The sequence below is a fragment of the Microcoleus pseudofavosus SVA1_A4 genome, assembly GCF_036700565.1.
GTDB lineage: Bacteria > Cyanobacteriota > Cyanobacteriia > Cyanobacteriales > Microcoleaceae > Microcoleus.
In genome coordinates, this window is sequence record NZ_JAUBPE010000060.1 from 33,332 (window position 1) to 50,936 (window position 17,605).

Annotated in this window: 19 protein-coding genes; 17 read left to right on the plus strand and 2 right to left on the minus strand. The window is 42.4% G+C overall.

Annotated elements, in window-relative coordinates; translation table 11 throughout:
* Positions 1–249: 249 nt before the first annotated feature.
* The 3 genes from QUA02_RS22955 to QUA02_RS22965 are packed head-to-tail and all read left to right on the plus strand — an operon-like array spanning position 250 to position 4,282.
* Positions 250–1,185, plus strand: a complete 936-nt coding sequence (locus QUA02_RS22955) for an NAD-dependent epimerase/dehydratase family protein (protein ID WP_333030975.1) — start codon at positions 250–252, stop codon at positions 1,183–1,185.
* Positions 1,186–1,245: 60 nt separating this feature from the next.
* Positions 1,246–2,166 carry an Rpn family recombination-promoting nuclease/putative transposase gene (locus tag QUA02_RS22960; protein ID WP_333030977.1) on the plus strand — a complete coding sequence of 307 codons (921 nt, stop codon included), beginning with the start codon at positions 1,246–1,248 and terminating at the stop codon, positions 2,164–2,166.
* A 19-nt stretch (positions 2,167–2,185) separates the two neighbouring features.
* Complete coding sequence (locus QUA02_RS22965; protein WP_333030980.1) at positions 2,186–4,282, plus strand: tetratricopeptide repeat protein; 2,097 nt, start codon at positions 2,186–2,188, stop codon at positions 4,280–4,282.
* An 87-nt stretch (positions 4,283–4,369) separates the two neighbouring features.
* Here the strand turns inward: QUA02_RS22965 and QUA02_RS22970 are convergent, their stop codons facing one another.
* Both QUA02_RS22970 and QUA02_RS22975 read right to left on the minus strand, forming a co-directional pair.
* Positions 4,370–5,038 carry a hypothetical protein gene (locus QUA02_RS22970; RefSeq protein WP_333030984.1) on the minus strand — a complete coding sequence of 223 codons (669 nt, stop codon included), beginning with the start codon at positions 5,036–5,038 and terminating at the stop codon, positions 4,370–4,372.
* Between the two features lie 65 nt (positions 5,039–5,103).
* Positions 5,104–5,430, minus strand: a complete 327-nt coding sequence (locus tag QUA02_RS22975) for an MgPME-cyclase complex family protein (RefSeq protein WP_333030987.1) — start codon at positions 5,428–5,430, stop codon at positions 5,104–5,106.
* Positions 5,431–5,544: 114 nt separating this feature from the next.
* On the opposite strand from QUA02_RS22975, the gene QUA02_RS22980 reads away from it, so the two are divergent.
* From QUA02_RS22980 to QUA02_RS23045, 14 genes are all read left to right on the plus strand, one after another.
* Positions 5,545–5,751: a hypothetical protein gene (locus tag QUA02_RS22980; RefSeq protein ID WP_333030992.1), complete on the plus strand. Its 207-nt coding sequence runs from the start codon at positions 5,545–5,547 to the stop codon at positions 5,749–5,751.
* Between the two features lie 61 nt (positions 5,752–5,812).
* Positions 5,813–8,167, plus strand: coding sequence for a type III-B CRISPR-associated protein Cas10/Cmr2 (gene cas10 / locus QUA02_RS22985; RefSeq protein WP_333030995.1), 2,355 nt, complete (start codon positions 5,813–5,815; stop codon positions 8,165–8,167).
* Positions 8,164–8,889 carry an RAMP superfamily CRISPR-associated protein gene (locus tag QUA02_RS22990; RefSeq protein ID WP_333030997.1) on the plus strand — a complete coding sequence of 242 codons (726 nt, stop codon included), beginning with the start codon at positions 8,164–8,166 and terminating at the stop codon, positions 8,887–8,889. Before cas10 ends, QUA02_RS22990 begins: the two co-directional genes overlap by 4 nt.
* The gene (gene csx10, locus QUA02_RS22995) at positions 8,876–10,123 is read left to right on the plus strand and encodes a type III-D CRISPR-associated RAMP protein Csx10 (RefSeq protein ID WP_333030998.1); all 1,248 of its coding nucleotides are present in this window, start codon (positions 8,876–8,878) and stop codon (positions 10,121–10,123) included. Before QUA02_RS22990 ends, csx10 begins: the two co-directional genes overlap by 14 nt.
* Positions 10,120–10,539, plus strand: coding sequence for a hypothetical protein (locus QUA02_RS23000; protein WP_333031000.1), 420 nt, complete (start codon positions 10,120–10,122; stop codon positions 10,537–10,539). Before csx10 ends, QUA02_RS23000 begins: the two co-directional genes overlap by 4 nt.
* 34 nt (positions 10,540–10,573) lie before the next feature.
* Complete coding sequence (locus tag QUA02_RS23005; RefSeq protein ID WP_333031004.1) at positions 10,574–11,713, plus strand: putative CRISPR-associated protein; 1,140 nt, start codon at positions 10,574–10,576, stop codon at positions 11,711–11,713.
* On the plus strand, positions 11,694–12,575 hold the full coding sequence (csx7, locus tag QUA02_RS23010) for a type III CRISPR-associated RAMP protein Csx7 (RefSeq protein ID WP_333031006.1): 882 nt from the start codon (positions 11,694–11,696) through the stop codon (positions 12,573–12,575). Before QUA02_RS23005 ends, csx7 begins: the two co-directional genes overlap by 20 nt.
* 28 nt (positions 12,576–12,603) lie before the next feature.
* Positions 12,604–13,224 (plus strand): hypothetical protein, encoded by a 621-nt coding sequence (locus QUA02_RS23015; protein WP_333031009.1) that lies wholly within the window; start codon positions 12,604–12,606, stop codon positions 13,222–13,224.
* A gap of 29 nt (positions 13,225–13,253) precedes the next feature.
* Complete coding sequence (locus QUA02_RS23020) at positions 13,254–14,213, plus strand: RAMP superfamily CRISPR-associated protein (RefSeq protein WP_333031012.1); 960 nt, start codon at positions 13,254–13,256, stop codon at positions 14,211–14,213.
* A complete protein-coding gene (locus QUA02_RS23025; RefSeq protein WP_333031014.1) occupies positions 14,210–14,683 on the plus strand; it encodes a hypothetical protein in 474 nt (157 codons plus the stop codon). The genes QUA02_RS23020 and QUA02_RS23025 overlap by 4 nt, the downstream gene beginning before the upstream one ends.
* 1 nt (position 14,684) lies before the next feature.
* Positions 14,685–15,764, plus strand: a complete 1,080-nt coding sequence (locus QUA02_RS23030; RefSeq protein WP_333031016.1) for an RAMP superfamily CRISPR-associated protein — start codon at positions 14,685–14,687, stop codon at positions 15,762–15,764.
* 2 nt (positions 15,765–15,766) lie between these two features.
* A complete protein-coding gene (locus tag QUA02_RS23035; RefSeq protein ID WP_333031017.1) occupies positions 15,767–16,408 on the plus strand; it encodes a hypothetical protein in 642 nt (213 codons plus the stop codon).
* 370 nt (positions 16,409–16,778) lie between these two features.
* The gene (locus tag QUA02_RS23040; RefSeq protein WP_333031019.1) at positions 16,779–17,141 is read left to right on the plus strand and encodes a type II toxin-antitoxin system RelE/ParE family toxin; all 363 of its coding nucleotides are present in this window, start codon (positions 16,779–16,781) and stop codon (positions 17,139–17,141) included.
* Between the two features lie 70 nt (positions 17,142–17,211).
* Positions 17,212–17,517 carry a transcriptional regulator gene (locus QUA02_RS23045; protein ID WP_333031020.1) on the plus strand — a complete coding sequence of 102 codons (306 nt, stop codon included), beginning with the start codon at positions 17,212–17,214 and terminating at the stop codon, positions 17,515–17,517.
* Positions 17,518–17,605: the final 88 nt, after the last annotated feature.

Here is a 17,605-nt window from a genome sequence, read left to right on the forward strand (position 1 = left end):
GGGCTATTTTAGGCAAATTGAAAGTATGTTTATTTTGAGCGATTCCCTGCGGGATAGCTTCGCTTCACGCACAATTCGATCGTCCGGTCGGCAGAAACCGGGTTTTTTACGAAAATACTGGATTTGAGTTTTTGATACTGGTGAAAAACCCGGTTTCTCTGGTATTTACGCGTAATTGCTATTTGAGTAAAGCTAGGGCATAACTTTATTGTAAGATATTTAGACTAACTGTAAGGAGCATCGAAATTAATGCGAATTTTAATGATGGGCGGTACTCGGTTTATCGGGGTTTATCTTACTAAGATTTTAGCAGCACAAGGGCATGAAGTGGTGTTGTTTAACCGGGGCAATAAGCCTGTACCGATTTCTGGCGTGAAACAGATTCTGGGCGATCGCACAAATGTCGATCGACTTAAAGACAAGTTATCGACGGAGGAGTTTGACGCCGTTTTTGACAACAACGGTCGCGAATTGGGCGATACAAAGCCTTTAGCTGAAATATTTAAAGGGCGGGTGCAGCACTTTGTTTACATGAGCTCTGCGGGGGTTTATTTGAAGTCGGATCAAATGCCTCATATTGAAGGGGATGCTACCGATCCGAAAAGCCGGCATTTGGGTAAATGCGAAACCGAAACTTACTTGGCTCAGTCCGGTTTGCCTTGGACTTCGATTCGCCCGACTTACATTTACGGGCCGCAAAATTATAACGATTTGGAGGCTTGGTTTTTCGATCGCATTGCGCGCGATCGACCGATTCCGATTCCCGGTAACGGATTGCACTTCACGCAGTTCGGGCACTGTCAGGATTTGGCGAATGCGATGGCGGCGGTTTTGGGGAATGAAAGGGCGATCGGGCAAATTTACAACGTTTCGGGCGATCGATTTGTCACCTTTGACGGTTTAGCCCGCGCCTGCATTCAGGCTGCTGGCAAATCACCCGATTCTATTAAGATTGTACACTACGATCCCAAACAATTTGACTTCGGCAAAAAGAAAGCTTTTCCGATGCGATTGCAGCACTTTTTTGCCTCAGTAAATAAAGCTGTTACCGAGCTTAACTGGAAGCCGGAATTTGACTTAGTTTCCGGTTTGAAAGATTCATTTCAGAATGATTATCTAATTTCGGGAAGGGACAAAGCCGAGATAGATTTTTCAGTCGATGACGAGATTTTGAAAGCAGTTTAAAGTAAAATTAAAGTAAGGTGCGCCGTGCGCACCCTACGCATCTGGAGGAAGAAAAATAACATGAAATTTATCAATCCCAAAATTGATTTTGCATTCAAAAAAATATTTGGCTCCAGCCAAAGTACAGAGATTTTGATTAGTTTCTTAAATGCCCTACTCTATGAAGGAGAATCCATAATTCAAAGCTTGGAAATCCTCGAGCCTTATCTTGGCCCTCAAATAGCTGGATTTAAAAATAGCTGCTTAGATGTCAAAGCCCTACTTAATGATGGAAAATTTGTAATTATTGAAATGCAAGTTTTGAAAGTGCAGGCATTTGGCAAGCGAGTTTTATACAATGCAGCCAAGACTTATGCAATTCAACTAACAAAAGGAGAATCATACAAGAATTTACGACCTGTGATTGCCTTGACTATCACAGATTATAAAATGTTTGATGGCAATGAAGACGTAATTTCTCATTTTGTTTTCAAAGAAAAAACTCGCTTTTCTGATTATATACAGAATGATATTGAGTTAGTATTTGTAGAGTTGCCAAAATTCAATAAACAACAGGATCAACTGGAAAGTCTTACCGATAAGTGGATTTACTTTATCAAAACTACTGACACTTTGGATGAAGTACCTCAAACAATGGCTACAGTCCCCGAAATACAGAAAGCTTTTGAAATTGCCAATGAAGTTAGCTTGACAGCAGAAGAATTGAACCAATTACAACAGGAAGAGTTGTTTGCTCAAGATCAGGAGAGTTCAGTGGCTTTAGGTAGGGAAGAAGGCAGACAAGAAGGCAGACAACAAGGACAAGTAAAGTTAATTATGCGCTTGCTGAGTCGCCGTTTAGGTCAAATAAACCCGGATATTGAAAGCCGCATTCGCCAATTGCCGATCGACAAATTAGAAAATCTTGCAGAAGCCCTGTTAGATTTTTCAAACGCCGAAGATTTGACAGCTTGGTTAGAAGCTAATTCTCCAAAAGACTAGGAAATATTAGGTAAATCTCATGCTTGGAATCACACTCAGCAGTCGCTACAGCATTATCCGTCACTTGGGAGGCGGCGGATTTGCTCAAACTTATTTAGCTGAAGATAGTCAGCTACCGGGAAATCACCTCTGCGTTGTCAAGCAGCTTAAGCCTCAAGCAACCGATCCAGAAACTCTACAGGTAGCAAGGCGTTTGTTCGATACGGAAGCCCAAGTTTTGTACAAGTTGGGAAATCACGATCGCATTCCCCGACTTTTTGCTTATTTTGAAGAAAATAAAGAGTTTTATCTCGTTCAAGAATTCATAGAAGGTCACGATTTAAGTCAAGAAATTACGCCCGCTTCTCCTGGAAATGCGGGAGGTATGAAGGAAGATGAAGTTATTTGTATATTGCAGGAACTTCTCGAAATTTTAGATTTCGTACACCAGCAAAATGTGATTCACCGCGATGTCAATCCCCGGAATATAATTAGGAGAGATAAAGATGGAAAATTAGTTTTAATTGACTTCGGTGCAGTCAAAGAAATCACCACTCAAATCACCAATCCTCAGCCCAAAAATAGCTTGAGTGTGAGCATCGGTACACCCGGTTATATGCCCAGCGAACAAGCTCACGGCAACCCGAAACTCAGCAGCGATATCTATGCCGCAGGTGCGATCGCAATTCAATGTCTCACTGGCATAACTCCCCACCAATTACCCAAAGATCCCGACACGGAAGAGATAATTTGGCAGGACAAAACATCTGTCAGCCCTGATTTTGCTAAGATTTTAGATAAAATGGTGAGGTACGATTTTCGGCAGCGTTATGCTAGTGCCGGCGAAACGCTGCAAGCTATTAAAGAATTGAAAAATTCTTTCAGCGGTACAGTTCCGGTATTACCTCCGGTTGCTGCTGCGCAGGGGCCGCTCAAATCCCGAAGAAAACTGTATTTGAAAATATTGTCGATCGCCAGTTTAATTGGCATCACTATTATAGCATCAACTTATGCTGTCAATAGTTTTAATTCTGCAAATGCAACTGACCTGTACAACCGAGGCAATACTCTTTACAATTTAAGCCGATTTGAAGAAGCTCTAGCAGCTTACGAGCGAGCAATTAATCTCAGGCCGGACTACGCGGAAGTTTGGCAGGAAAAAGCCAAAACTTTATATGAATTGAAAAAATACCGAGAATCGCAGGTGGCCTACGATCGGGCAATAGAATTAAAGCCCGAATACTTGGAAGCTTGGACGGGACGCGGTTATGCTTTGGATAAATTGCAACAGTCTCAAGAGGCGATCGCATCTTTTGATAACGCTTTGAAAATCCAGCCCGACTATGCCGCAGCGTGGGAAGGCAGAGGCGATACTCTGTTAGATTCGCAGCGGTACGAAGAGGCGATCGCCTCCTACGAAAAAGCCGTCGAATTTCAGCCTAATTTGTACCGTGCTTGGTACAATCGGGGACAAGCTAACCAAAAATTAAAACAGTACGATCGAGCCGTAGAATCCTATCAAAAAGCAGTTGAAATCAAATTCGATAATTCTGAAGCTTGGTACAATTTAGGCAATGTTTTACTAGAATTGAACAAAAACCAAGAAGCTTTTGAAGCCTACGAAAAAGCCGTGCGGTTCCAGCCAAAATTTTATCAAGCGTGGTACAGTAAAGGTATCGCTTTGCTGAAAATGCGGCGGCACGAAGAAGCGGTGGAAGCTTACGAAAAAGCGGTAAAATTAAAGCCTGATTATTATCAAGCATGGTACAATTTAGGTTGGTCGTACCACGAATTACGCAAGTACGAACAAGCAATTGAGTGTTACAGCAGAGCCTTAGATTTAAACCCGAAAGAATATCAAGGGTGGTACAATAGAGGCAATGCCCAGTACAATTTGAAGCGGTACGAAGATGCGATCGCCTCTTACAATGAAGCCGTCTATGTCAAGCCAGATTACTCGGAAGCCTGGTACAGTCGCGGCAATGCACTTGTGGCAGTGAAAAGATACGAAGATGCGAGATCCTCCTATGACAAAGCAATTCGCTACAAACCGGATTACGGAGCGGCAATGGAAGCAAAAAAGCGGGCAGAAAGTCAGCTAGGAAGCAGCCCGCTAGAATCCCAACAACAACAATAACAATAATTGTTATTAGTCCCCCTCTGCTAGGACTTTGGGTGTAGTAGTGATTTCACGCTCCCAATAATCGTGGGGGTAGATTATCTTTTAGCGAACAGCGGGAGCAATTACGGTAACTCGGCGGCTGTCTACTAACATCGGCCAAAAACCTCGATCGCTCAATGTTTTTACAGCAGCAGTAGCGGCGTTTTGATCCGTTGTATAAGCGACGAATAAAAAGGGACGCTGGCCGTAGGAAGCTAAGCCTACTTGCGTGCCTAATGCTTCCCTGACTTGGGCGGCTAATTCCGGTTGGTTGAAGTAATCTACTAACACTGCATAACCAGGGCCCAGGGGTCGGGGATTGAACGCAAGATTGCCCGTTGGAGGATTGGTGATTGGTTCAGAACCTGGTGCTGGCTGAGGGTTGTAGACTGGCAAATTTTGGGGTAGTGCCGCTGCGGGCGATCGTACTACGTAAGCTTGCAATCCGACAACATCTTGGATGTATTTAACCCAATCGCCGGCGATTTGCGAGTCGCGAAAGCCACCAACTCGCGTCACCGTGTCGTTGATGTACCGACAAACTGTGTTGTCAGTATTTCCGGGGAAAGAGCGTTTTGCTCTTTCTTGCTGTTCGGGTGTTCGGGTGACAATTAACAGTAAATATTCGTCGGACTGGGGCGGTTTGCAGCTAGACTCAGCTTTAACAGAACTCGATAAAATTGTCAAGGCAAAAAGGGCGATCGAGGTAGCAGAAAATAGGGGTAGAGACAAAATAAATTTGTACAATTTACTCCTACTTTCTGTTAGTTGTTTGGTCGAATTTTGGGCAAGTTTATTCATGCTGTCTGTAGGGATGCAAGGGCATCGGGAATAGTTGGTGATGGTGCTTGAAATTCACCTGTCAGTACATATTCTAATCGCAGTTTCAACCAAGTGATGAAGACAGGATCGGTAGAAATAATAGCGGCGGCTGGCTGAGGGCATTTTGCTTTAACTTCTGCCATTGTCGGTGCTTCTAGGAAAGCGGGCTGTTTGACCAACCAGAAGTCTATTTCTTTTTCTTGTTCTTTGTAGTTGCGAGTTCTTTCTTTAAACACTTCATCTAGGGCTTCTTCTTCTAGCAAAAAGCGTTGGCTGGCTAAAACGTAGTAGTAGGTTTGCATTTTTCTCGGTTGTTAGAGGTTGACAGTTAGCGGTTAATGCCGCCTGTATCGGCCAGTTTTGCTGGTCAGGGGCGGGTTTGCTCAGTTGCGGTCGTTGGAGAGTTCTAGACTCTTGTGCCGTTTACTTTACCTTATTTGCTGTCATCTTGGGTAGATGCAGGGCAAGTCGCCTCAGAAAAATCTTTGGTGGTGAGAGTTGGGGGAGTTATGAGAGTTGCGAGAGTGGCTGGTTGTTTGGGGATTTGGGCGATTATTTTTCGGGCTGGTGATTTTCGGGAAAATTTAGGTGACAATAGGAAATTAGATGGAATTGCAGGTTGAATAATTACCAATTATTGAGGCAATCTGGGGGCTGTTAAACCTGATTGGGAGTGGTTTGCATATGAAAAGTTGTTGGAGTTCGATCGCGACTGGTATTGCTTGGTGTCTGGCTTGGGGCGATAAACGCAAACCTCAATTTGAGATCGGCGTGTTGCAGGAAATGCGACGGGCTTTGAATTCTGGGGAGGAAGTGCCGGAAAATGTGAGAGAGATTGTCGATCGGGTTCGGGAACTTCTCGCTATTCCAGAAAAGATTTCCAGAGAAGAGTTTCCCGAAACAATTACTGATTTGCAAAATAAATACCCGAACTTGTGGAATCAGCCGGGAAAAATTGGCTTAGTTTACGGCGGTGCAACTAAGATTAAGCAGTATGTTTTTGACGAGGCGAAACTCCCAGATATTCGCGGTGCATCTGCACTTATAGATCGGATAAACTTAGTTGATTTGCCTGCTTTTTTTAACAAAACTCCTGAATCCAACCTTTACAAGTTTCACTTTCAAGAAGTAAGAGATTGGTTGGATGAAAACTTTCCGGGTGAACCCAAGCTTTCAGAAGCTTTGATTCCTGAAATGATTGTCTATTCTACGGGCGGAAATATCTTAGCTTTCTGCCCAGCAGCTTTTGTGAATGAGTTAACTGATGCTATTGAAAAACGCTATTCCTTTGAAACCATAACTGCTAATTCATGCGCGGTTGGAGATACGTTTAAGCTTTTAGAAATTCGATTTGGTTTGCTGCGAGACCCGATAGAACAAACCTTTTGGCTCGATCGATACCGCCAAGAATATAAAAATCCGCTGGTTGAGGCTTATTTTGGTAAGCTAGATAAACAGCCAAACGAACCCTGTATTGCTGACCCATCTTGTGTGGAAGAGGCGTTTGCAAATCGCAAGAGTTTTAATGAATTAACTACTAAATTGGCTGTGCTTTTTAATCAGCGGCGCAGTGGGAATGAATTTGAAAATCGCCTCAGCCGCCGCTACCCGCCGATGTTGGAAACGCACCCTTATTTACAAAGGGATGAGGCCGATCGCCGATCGGCTATTACCCGCGCTACAGACAATCCCGACAATCCCAATGAAAAAGGTCTTCCGAGCAATCCTTGGTTTTCGGAGGTTTCTGCGCGCAAACGCAAAGCGGGCGATCGGGCTAAGCATGGAAAACCCAAGGAAACTCATTGGTACACAAACAAAGAAGCTGCTGATGTCATTGAAGGTTGGGTTGACAAGTTTGAGGATTTCTTAGAAAACCATCGCGAAAAACTTCAGAAATACTGTGGCGACAACAAGCTTGAAGACGTTGAAATAGCTCAATCTTTAACTCAGCTTGGCAGTGTGAGTAATGGCTTTGTAGCCTACATCTATGCCGACGGTAATAACATGGGTGGCTACATTCAAAAAATTAGCACTCCCCAAAAATATCAAGAATTTAGCGAAGATGTTGACAATGCTACTAGATATGCTGTTTTTCAAGCCTTAGCTGAGCATCTTCAACCTCGCGAACTTAATGGAAATAACAAGTCAGAATCGACTCTTCAAGATGGCGCTTGGATTCATCCCTTTGAGATTATTACTATTGGTGGCGATGATATTATCTTGATTGTACCAGCAGATCGGGCATTGGCGATCGCCAAAACCATCGGAGAACAGTTTGAACAAATTTTGCTCAGACAAGTTCAGATACCCGGTGTGGAAATCAAAGGTGACTATCAAACTCAGCCATCAGAAAAACCTATCGATCTCAGTAAGTGTCACCGCTACTTAAGTCAAAATGCAGGTACTACTAATTGTCAATTAAGTACATCGATCGGCGTGTTGATTGCCGACTATAAAACTCCGATTTACTATGCAAAAAAACTTTACGAACAATTGCTAAAGTCAGCCAAAAAACGTGCTAAAGCTTTAAAAAAGCACGGATACTGTGGAGGCACAGTGGATTTTTTGGTGATGAAATCTGTAACTGCGATCGCCTCCAGCATCGAGGATTTCCGCAAAGAAGCATTAACCAAAGAAAGTCCTCAAAAACTTAAGCTATACGCCGCACCTTACACCTTGCACGAAATTGGCGGATTGATTGAGTCTGTCAAAGCGCTGAAAAAAGCTGAATTTCCCAAATCGCAACTCTACCAAATTCGCAGTTTCCTAGAACAAGGGAAACAAACAACAATCCTCAATTACCGCTATTTCCGAACCAGACTCAAGCAGGGAAATAAAGAATTAAGACAAGAATTTGAAGAAGCTTGGTGCAAAGCTAAAACTAATGAAGGCAATGTAGCACCTTGGATGTACGATTTAGAGGAAAGAGTTTATGAAACCATCTGGCGAGAGCTTCTGGATATTTACGATTTTATTGAATCAGAGGAAGATTCCGAATCAAGTTCAGAAGATTTAGCAAATATGGAGGTAGACTCATGATTGTTCTCAATGAACTGTCAAATTTAGTTGAAACCTACACACTTACAGCAGTAATCGATACGGCATTGTGTGTAGGCGCGGGCGGTTCCTCCGGTTCCCTTGCAGATAAGCCGATCGTCCGCAATGCAGAAGGCAACTTGTTAATTCCCGGTTCTCAAATCAAAGGCCGCCTCCGCCACGAATGCGAGAAAATTGCTAGAGGTTTGGATTGGGAGATTTGCGAGTCTCCTAGTCCGGGAAAAATGGTAATCCGCAGAGAAAACGCACCGGATAAATTTAAGCGCCGCGAATACGAAGTATCAGGATATGATGAGACTTATCACTGTTTAATAAGTCAAATTTTCGGCGATCCTGTTTTGCCATCCCGGGTAATTTTTGACGATTTGATTTGTACGGAAGACCCGGAAGTTTTGGCAAATTTTATACGTCCGGGGGTGACAGTGAATCGCCGTCGCCGCACCGCAGAAGAGAAAAAACTCTACTTTTTGGAGACTTCTCCACCTAATGTTTCACTGAGGTTTGAAGGTCAAATTCATCTGTTGCCAAATTGCCCCAGCTACGCGAAACCTTTGATGTTGGCTGGTTTCAAACACATTCACGCACTGGGTGGAAGTAAATCTGCCGGTTTGGGATGGCTGAGTTGGGAAAATTTACCGGAATTTGAAGGGACTGAAGCGGATTGGGATTTTCTAGCGAGGGGAAGGAAAAATGCAGCGAATTGAACTGGAAATTAAGGCTTTGTCTGCTTTGGCGATCGCCCGTCAGAAAGCGGGAGGTTCGATTAGCGAAGCTGTAGACTATATTCCCGGTACGGTGATTCGGGGTGCTGTGGCTGCTAAAATCTTAAACGAATCCGGTCATCAATTCAGCGATTTGACCGAAAATGGTGGCGATTTTCAAGCTTTATTCTTGAGTGAAAATCCAGCAATTTTTCAAAATGCTTACCCAGCATTAGTAATTAATGGCAAGCTCATCGATAGAACGAGACTTGAAGACAATGGAGTTTTACCCACTACCGCACTAAGTTCTAAAAATAAATCTGGTTTTACACCCAAAAATTATGGTGTTTTCGATACTTTAATCGATCGCTTTTGTGCCGAAGGTTACGGATATCCCTACGATCCGAATTGCCCGAAAGACGGAGGGAGAGTCGATTCGACAGACATTAGTTTTTACTGTAAATTCAAGAATAAGTATCACAGCCTAAAAACTAAAAAACGCCTGTTAACGCGAGTCGGCATCAATCGCCGCAGGGCTGCATCTGAAGAAGAAATACTTTACAGCGTTCAAGTTTTGAACGAATCTCAGGAGAAAAAACAGCAGCCTGTTTGCTATCGGTGTGCAATTTTATTGGAGGACGATTTAGCAGAATCTTTGCGTAACTTCATTCAACTGCGAAATCAGAACTTCCGCTTGGGCGGTTCGACTTCCAGAGGATTAGGAAAAGTTGAAATTACCGCAAAAGAGCCTGTTAGTGCTACAATAGATGTACAGCAAAGAATCACTAAATTTACTAATTCCCTACAAGACCGTTGGCAGAAATGGGGAGTTTTTGGCGTTCCGTTGAAGGAGTTACCGGGCGATCGCACATATTTCACCCTCGACTTGCAATCTGACGCCATCCTCACCGAAAACTGGCGGCGCACCACTGTAATATCCGAAAAGATGTTGCAGCAATTTGCCAAAGTTGAAGATTCATCATTGAAACTGGAAGCAGCGTACAGCAGTTACGATTATCTATCTGGCTGGAATGCGGCTTGGGGATTGATGAAAGATGTAGAGTTAATAACCAACAAAGGCTCGGTTTATTTGTTCAGTACAAATCAACGGGAGATATGGGATAACGTGTTGGGAGATTTGGAAGTAAGAGGAGTGGGCGATCGAACTTGCGAAGGTTTTGGACAAATTCAAATTTGCAATCAGTTTCACCTTGTATTTCGGGAGAATGCCGTATGAGCGAATCACTAGATCCACAAAAACAACTCAAAATTCAAAAAGGAATTCGCCAAGCTGAAGATAAGTTAGTCACGGACATTCAAACTGCCTTAGAAGATACAAGTTCTTACAATGACTTAGAAGAATCACAATTTCGGAATTTAGTAAGAGTTGCTGACACAACTGAAAGCACGCAAGTGATCAAAAACTTTTTACTTTATCAAGTAGGTCGCGATAAAAAGTGGGGGAGAGGACCAAACTCTTTAGCTCAAAAAATTATTCATGACATTGACAGAAATATCAAAACTACTGCTCAGGATATTGCCCGAAATGCCAAAGCCGAAGATTTTTTTAATCAGATTTGGATAGAGCTTACCCGTCGCTATTTAGGCTATGGCGCTCGCTATCTAGTGTACAAAAATAAAGGTCAATTTTAGTCATCCACTTGCAATTATTTAGGAGAAACAAATTATGGCTAGACTTGTAATTTCCACTGTTGGTACTAGCGTGTTAACTAACCAGATATATCGAGATATAGATGAGAATGGCTGCTATGAAAGACTACAGCAAACGGCCAACTATACCGATAATGAAATTCAACATTATCCAGAAATTGAAGAAATTATTTCAGAGTTAAAGGAAAGAGCCGAAAAAGAACTGTACAGTGATGATACCGATAAAATCCGACAAGCTAGCGCAGAACTAAATGGTATTTATGGTTTGTACAATGAGCAAATAGAACAGGGCATACCAGATATGCACTTATTAGTTACTACCGACACAGCACAAGGTCAAATTGCCGCTGAAATAGTTGAGTCTTTCTTAAAGCGCAAGGGATTAACTAATATCAGCACTCATGCTCAGCGTGGACTTTCTACTGCTAGCAGCGATATTTTTGTAGAAGGGATGGCTAAGTTATTTCCTTCAATGCAAGAAACTATTAAAACATGGCAAAAGAGCAAATACACGATTTGCTTTAATCTCGTCGGTGGATTCAAACCTTTGCAAGGCTATTTCAATACAATCGGAATGTTTTATGCTGACGAAATTATTTATGTATTCGAGGGGTCTAATCAATTAATCAAAATTCCCAAGCTTCCTGTAAAGGTTGATGTGTCAGAGATTAAGCCATACGAAGTTCAACTAGCAATGATGGAGGTTGGGGCAATATCTACATCTTGGGAAGAAGCTAAAAAAGTTCCTCAAGAATGGATCTTAGTTGATGGACAAGAAATGACTGTATCAGCATGGGGTCAGCTACTTTGGGAGCAATGTAAAAAAGAACTGCTTTCAAAAGAAAAACCGCTTCAATTTCCCAAGTTAGAATATCATCAGAGTTTTCTGGATGATTATGAAGCTAAACCAGCTCATGAAAAAATTATCTTGCAAGAAAATCTAGCTAGGGCAGCTTGTCTGCTAAAAAATCATAAAGATGGTATCAGTGCAATGAAGCAAGATGGTATATTTCGGCTGCGACGCTATGTGGGCAAGCATAAAGATATTGACCATTTCGATCTGCCCAAAGATAGGCGTGTAAGTTGTATTGCTAGAGAACGCACTCTATATTTACGCCACTACGGAGAGCATAATTATGTCAATAATAACCCCTGATAGCTTTATGTTTGACACATTCAAAAATAGACTGGAAATCACAGGAAAACTTACAACTGTAACGGCATTACGCATTAGTAAAGGTCGATCTACCGAACCAATTGGCTCCGATTTACCAGTAATCAAAGATGCTTTAGACCAACCTTTAATTCCCGGTTCGAGCTTTAAAGGTGCACTGCGATCGCGCTTAGAGAGCTTCCTCCGAGGTATCGATCCAAATCGAGCTGAAGATCCGGCTAACTATACGAGCTCAACTAAAAACAAGCAAGTCAAAGATTTAAAAGATGAACACAAAAATAATGACTTTGAGCTAACAGAACAACTTATCGGAATAACCGATGATATTGGCCGTTTATTTGGCACTCCCTGGATAGCCAGCAAATTTCAAGTCCGCGACTTAACCGTACAACCCGATGCGTGGTTCGGACAATATCAAGAACGAGATGGAGTAGCCATTGACAGAGACACAGAAACCGCCGCAGATGGCAAACTTTACGACTACCAAGTTGTCCCCGCCGCAACACCTTTTGATTTTAAAGCAGTAGTTGAAAATGCTCAGGATTGGGAATTGGGTTTATTAATGATTGGTTTGCATCAATTTGAAACCGGACAAATACCTCTCGGAGGCGGGCGATCGCGCGGTTTAGGTGTGGTTAAACTAGAAATTGATAAAATGCGCTGGATTGATGTCGAAAATGATCCTAAATTTTTGTTAGAATACTTAAAAAAGTTAGTGAGGGGAGATGAAACGGCTTATGAAGATGCGGCTGATTATAAAGATGAGTGGGTACAAAAGCTGATCGATAAACTACTGAAAAATAACACTTCTCAATCATCTCCAACTCAAATAGTTCAAGGCTAAAACTAAACATCCCACACAGGAGGTCAATATGAGTTTCAGCAATTATAAAGATATCGGTGAAGTTCTCCAAGAGTTTCAGATTACTTACACTGAAGCTAATTTTATGGGAGAAACTGAATTTAGTATCCCTGACTATTTTCGGGAAGACTTAGCATTTATGATGCGAGAAGCAGTTGTGGACAATTCAGAGTTTGCTGTGTGCGAAAATTTGATCTATCCAATTCTCAAAGAAGTCTGGAAATCTTATTATACTAAGTTTGTTTTATGGAGCCATAAGTCTCTTACTTATGACCAGAATTTGTGTGGTTTTCCTGAATATATTTTGACTAAACGTTCCCCTTTAGGAAAATTTGTGTTTGGTAAGCCTTATTTTCTATTAGTTGAGGCAAAGCAAGACAAATTCGATGAAGGTTGGGCGCAGTGCCTAGCTGAAATGTTTGCAGCACAGCGACTTAACAATGAACTTCACGTAATAATTTTTGGTATTGTTTCCAACGGCAAGGATTGGGAGTTTGGTAAATTGGAAGAAACAGTTTTTACAAAAAATATTAACCGCTATTTAATAGAAGAGCTAGATCCACTATTTGCTGCCGTTAACTATGTTTTCCAACAGTGTGAAGTTCAGCTAAATCAGTTAGTAGCCGCTTAATTCCCAACCATCTCTCGACCTACTCAACTATGCACAAACGATTTGTCAATCACTGTACCATTGACTTAACTCTCATTCCTGACGGGCCGATTCTGATCAAATCTGGTAAAGAAGGAGCCGATCCGACTAAACCAGATATGGAATTTGTCGAGACTTACCATGCAGGAGGGAAGTCAATTTATCTACCGGGAAGCAGTTTAAAAGGTGCTATTCGCGCTCATGCTGAGAGAATTGTCCGAACCCTAGGAAGAGATAGTAATCCTAATGATCCGAAAGTTCTCTGGGCTAACGATCCATTGAATGACAAGCATGATTACTTGAAAAATAAATCATCCAGCGATATTTACAAGTTCTCTTCTTTTACCGATCGCATTTTCGGCAACACTTCAATTGCTAGCAGAGTTAGAATCCAAGATGCTCACCCAATTGATAAGAAACAGCTCAAAATTCAAGAACGCAATGGAGTCGCGATCGATCGCGTTTTCGGTTCCGTAGCCGTTGGGCCCTTTAACTACCAAGTCTGCACCGCCGGACAATTTCGCACTAAAATACATCTCAAAAACTTTTCCTTAGCACAATTAGGCTTGATTGGCTTAGTTTTGCGAGACTTAAATGATGGCTGGTTTGGTATCGGTTTTGCCAAATCTCGCGGTTTGGGGACGGTGACAGTCAAATATAACGAAGCCGTAGTTCAATATCCCGGTTGTCAATTAGATGAAGATAATCGCCAAATTCAACAAATACTCAAACCCGGTCGATGGGGACACAATTTCTTGCTGGGTGCAGGAGAATTTTTAGACACTGAAGAAGCTGCAAGTTATGGCTTTTCTAAACCCGATCGCGAACAAACCCCTATTTCTGCTGAACCGATGGATTTAGGTTTTGGAGTGCAGCTAAAATGGCAAGGCGACGGTGAGACTGCTGTACCGAATTTATTTAAATGTGCAGTTTGTGCTTGGAGTAAGCTTTTAACAGGTGCCGCAGCATGACAGGATATGTTGGTTTTAAACAAGTTTCCTCATCAGCAGAACTTAAGAATTTGCTAGACAAATTAGCAACTGAGAAAAGTTATTATTTTGTGCGATCGCCCCACGCAGTCAGCGGTATGTGTATGAAATTGCCCGAAGAGTTTTTCCCCGGTTTTGAAGGGCAAATGTTTAATGCCGATCGCGAATTGCGCTGGAAAAAGCAGGGAAGTGCATATCAAGCCTTACTCCTGAGTCGAGTTGAAGCCGATTTAGAAGGATTTGAGCCGATCGATAAAGATTGCGAGTGGCAAATTTGCGATCGCACGGCTTACTTTCACCCCCTTGACGAACCACAATTTCCTAAAACTTTTGTCTATAAAGGAGAAAAGAATGAAAAGATTGTCTCTAACAATATTAGCATAGGTCAGCGATACTTTCAAGAAAAAAGAACTGCTACCGTTCATTTTGTCGCCCTCACAGTCAGGAGTTAACATGACTACAAATCTCCCACCCAAGCCCCGACGTTTTACACCGCCGCCTAGTAGTCCGGTTTCTAATAATAATCCCGCTGAAACTGGAGAACCTAAACCTTATGAATTAATTAGTTTCCCCAAGGAACGACCGCCAAAAAGTCCTCCGGCAGGACATCACCAATATTTGGGCGATCGCCTGCACGGAACTTTGTTTCTAACTTTGAAAGTTCAGACTACTTTGCACGTCTCTACAGGCGTAGTTGTCATGGGTAGCGACATAGGCAGTCGCGTGCCCTTAATCAAAACAATGGTTCAAAATATTGACCAAAAGTTATCAATTCAAGGTAGTTCTCTCAAAGGCTGCATCCGGTCAGCATACGAAGCCATTACTAACAGCACTTTAGCAGTAATTACATCAAGATACAGAGATAAAATTCCGCAAGAACGCTTGCCATGTAAAAATAAACAAGAACTCTGTCCGGCAAGTCAAGTATTCGGTGCCTTAGATTGGCAAGGGCTAATTGAATTCAGCGATGCTAAATGCGAAAATACGGGCTTTGCTACGGGATTTATGCCATCTTTATATCGTCCCCGTCCCGATCAAAGACGAGCATATTTTGACGCAAGAGGCAACGTAGCAGGGCGCAAGTTTTACTATCACACAATTCGGGCGATCGACAAAGGTCAAAATCAAGGCATTACTGTTCAGCAAGCGGCTAAAGAGTATACTTTCAAAACACAGATACAATTCAAAAACTTAACAGCAGCAGAGTTAGGAACGCTTTTGATTGTGTTGGGGCAAGATCCCAAATATCCGATCGCGCTCAAGGTAGGCGGCGGGAAGCCGATCGGCATGGGAACAATGACTGTGGAAGTCACAGCGGCAAGGGTGTTGCAGAATAAGGGAGATTTGCGCGATCGCTATTCCTCCTACAATCCTCCAGAATCTGACAGCATGACTGGCACAAAATTGCAACAATTTATGCAAAAAAATATTCAAGCTGCTCATTCTAGCTTAGTGCAAGCAACTCAATTGCAACAACTAGCTGAAGTGTTGAAATATCCGACCGATCGCGAACCTCCAACAGGAATGTATTAAAGATGTCGAATACTGAATTAGTGACAGAATCTTTGACCGAAAAACAGTGGGGAATTGCCCACGCGATCGCTCAAACTTTAGTTAAAGAACAAACTGATGTAAATGAATTGGGAAAGGCGATCGCCTATCTCCGCAATGCAGTTAATCAAAATCAAGCTGATGCCAATTCCAGGTTTTTCAAGTATCTTAAAACCCTTGTCGGTAATGGCAGACAAATCGGACACAGTGGCAAAACCACAGATTATTACCGCAGCATCGACAAAGCTTGTAGTGATTGTCTCAAAGGATTTCAAGGGGATGCTAGCACTTTGCTGCAAATTTTAGGTTGGGCATCTCGTTTGATGCGTTACTACAAAGAAGCGGGGCCGATTGGAGAAGTTTTGACTCCAGTTGTAGAGTCAGCGAGACAAGTTGAAATTGCTAAGGCGATCGGCAGTCATAAGTTTGCAGTGGGTCAAATTGTCGAAGCCAAAGTTACTGCTGTAAAAGGAAACAAGGTGACATATGAAATTCTGGGAACTATCAGGCTAACTGAAAAAGAACCAAAAAAAGCACAATCTCTTTCTGAAGGACAAACGGTTAAGGTGGAAATTTTAGACCTTAAGGAGGATGGCAGTCTTAGAAAAGTCAAATGCTGTGAATAAAAATATTGAGCCTTCCTGAAGGCTGGATGATTTTGGCGTAAGGGTCGTGTTTCGTGCCTACGTTGTCAGAGTTTCGGGAAACAACGAGGGGGTTGTCTCTGCGGATTTTATCCTCTCGCTTTAGCAATGCCAAATATCGATCGATACCGAGCTTGTTCTGACTGTAATATATAGTGTAATATGAATGGTAAGGCTCAGAGTTGAAACTCTAAACCTTGTAAATTTTGATACTTAACATAGGAAACAAATGTATGTATAGGTTGAAACGCCTTAACTTACCTGAATCAACTCTTCAAGCTCCAGCTAGAGCTACTGAATCAACTTTTCAAGCGCCAGACAGAACGTATTTAACAAAAAAAAGGAAAATAACATGGTGGAGATTGAGTTCACTGACGAATTCGAGCGGTGGTGGGAAACACTTGATGCAGAAACGCAAGATTCTATTGCTTTCGCAGTTCGGCTTCTAGAAGAAAAAGGAACGAATCTTCGCTCTCCTCACAGTTCAGGTATCAATGGCTCTCGTCACGGACGTATGCGAGAACTTCGGGTACAGCATCAAGGGGAGCCATACCGGATTTTGTATGCCTTCGATCCCCGGAGGGTTGCGGTACTCCTTTTAGGAGGCAACAAAACTGGTAACGATCGCTGGTATGAGGAAAATGTACCGACAGCAGATCGGCTCTATGACCAACTGTTAGAAGAGCTTAGGGAAGAAGGGTTGATATCAGAATAAAGCATTTCTGTAAATTGCACAGTCCTCACCACCAGAAGGACCTGAAAGTGGACACAAGTTGATATGAGATATGAGAACAAAGCCTTTTAGTGTATTACGAGAGCGGATGACGCCAGAGCGAAGGGCAAAGATTGAAACGCGAGTTCAACTCGCCTTACTCCACCTTACCCTTTTAGAACTTCAAAAGTCGTTGGGGTACACAGAGGAAGATATAGAAAAAGACATCAGCGCTGTCGATCCTACTTTTTCTGATTTGGAGAACCTAGATGATCTTCAAGTATCTGCCCTCTCTCGCTACATCCAAGCTCTTGGTGGGAGTCTAAAATTAGTAGCTAATTTCCCTGACAAGGAAATCGTTCTTGCTCAGTTCGAGTAAGTAATACTCAATACTGTAGTTTAGACTAAAAAATGAGCGCAGCTAAAAGTAGCCACCTTTGAAGCTCAGGCAAGCTGTTGCTCAACAA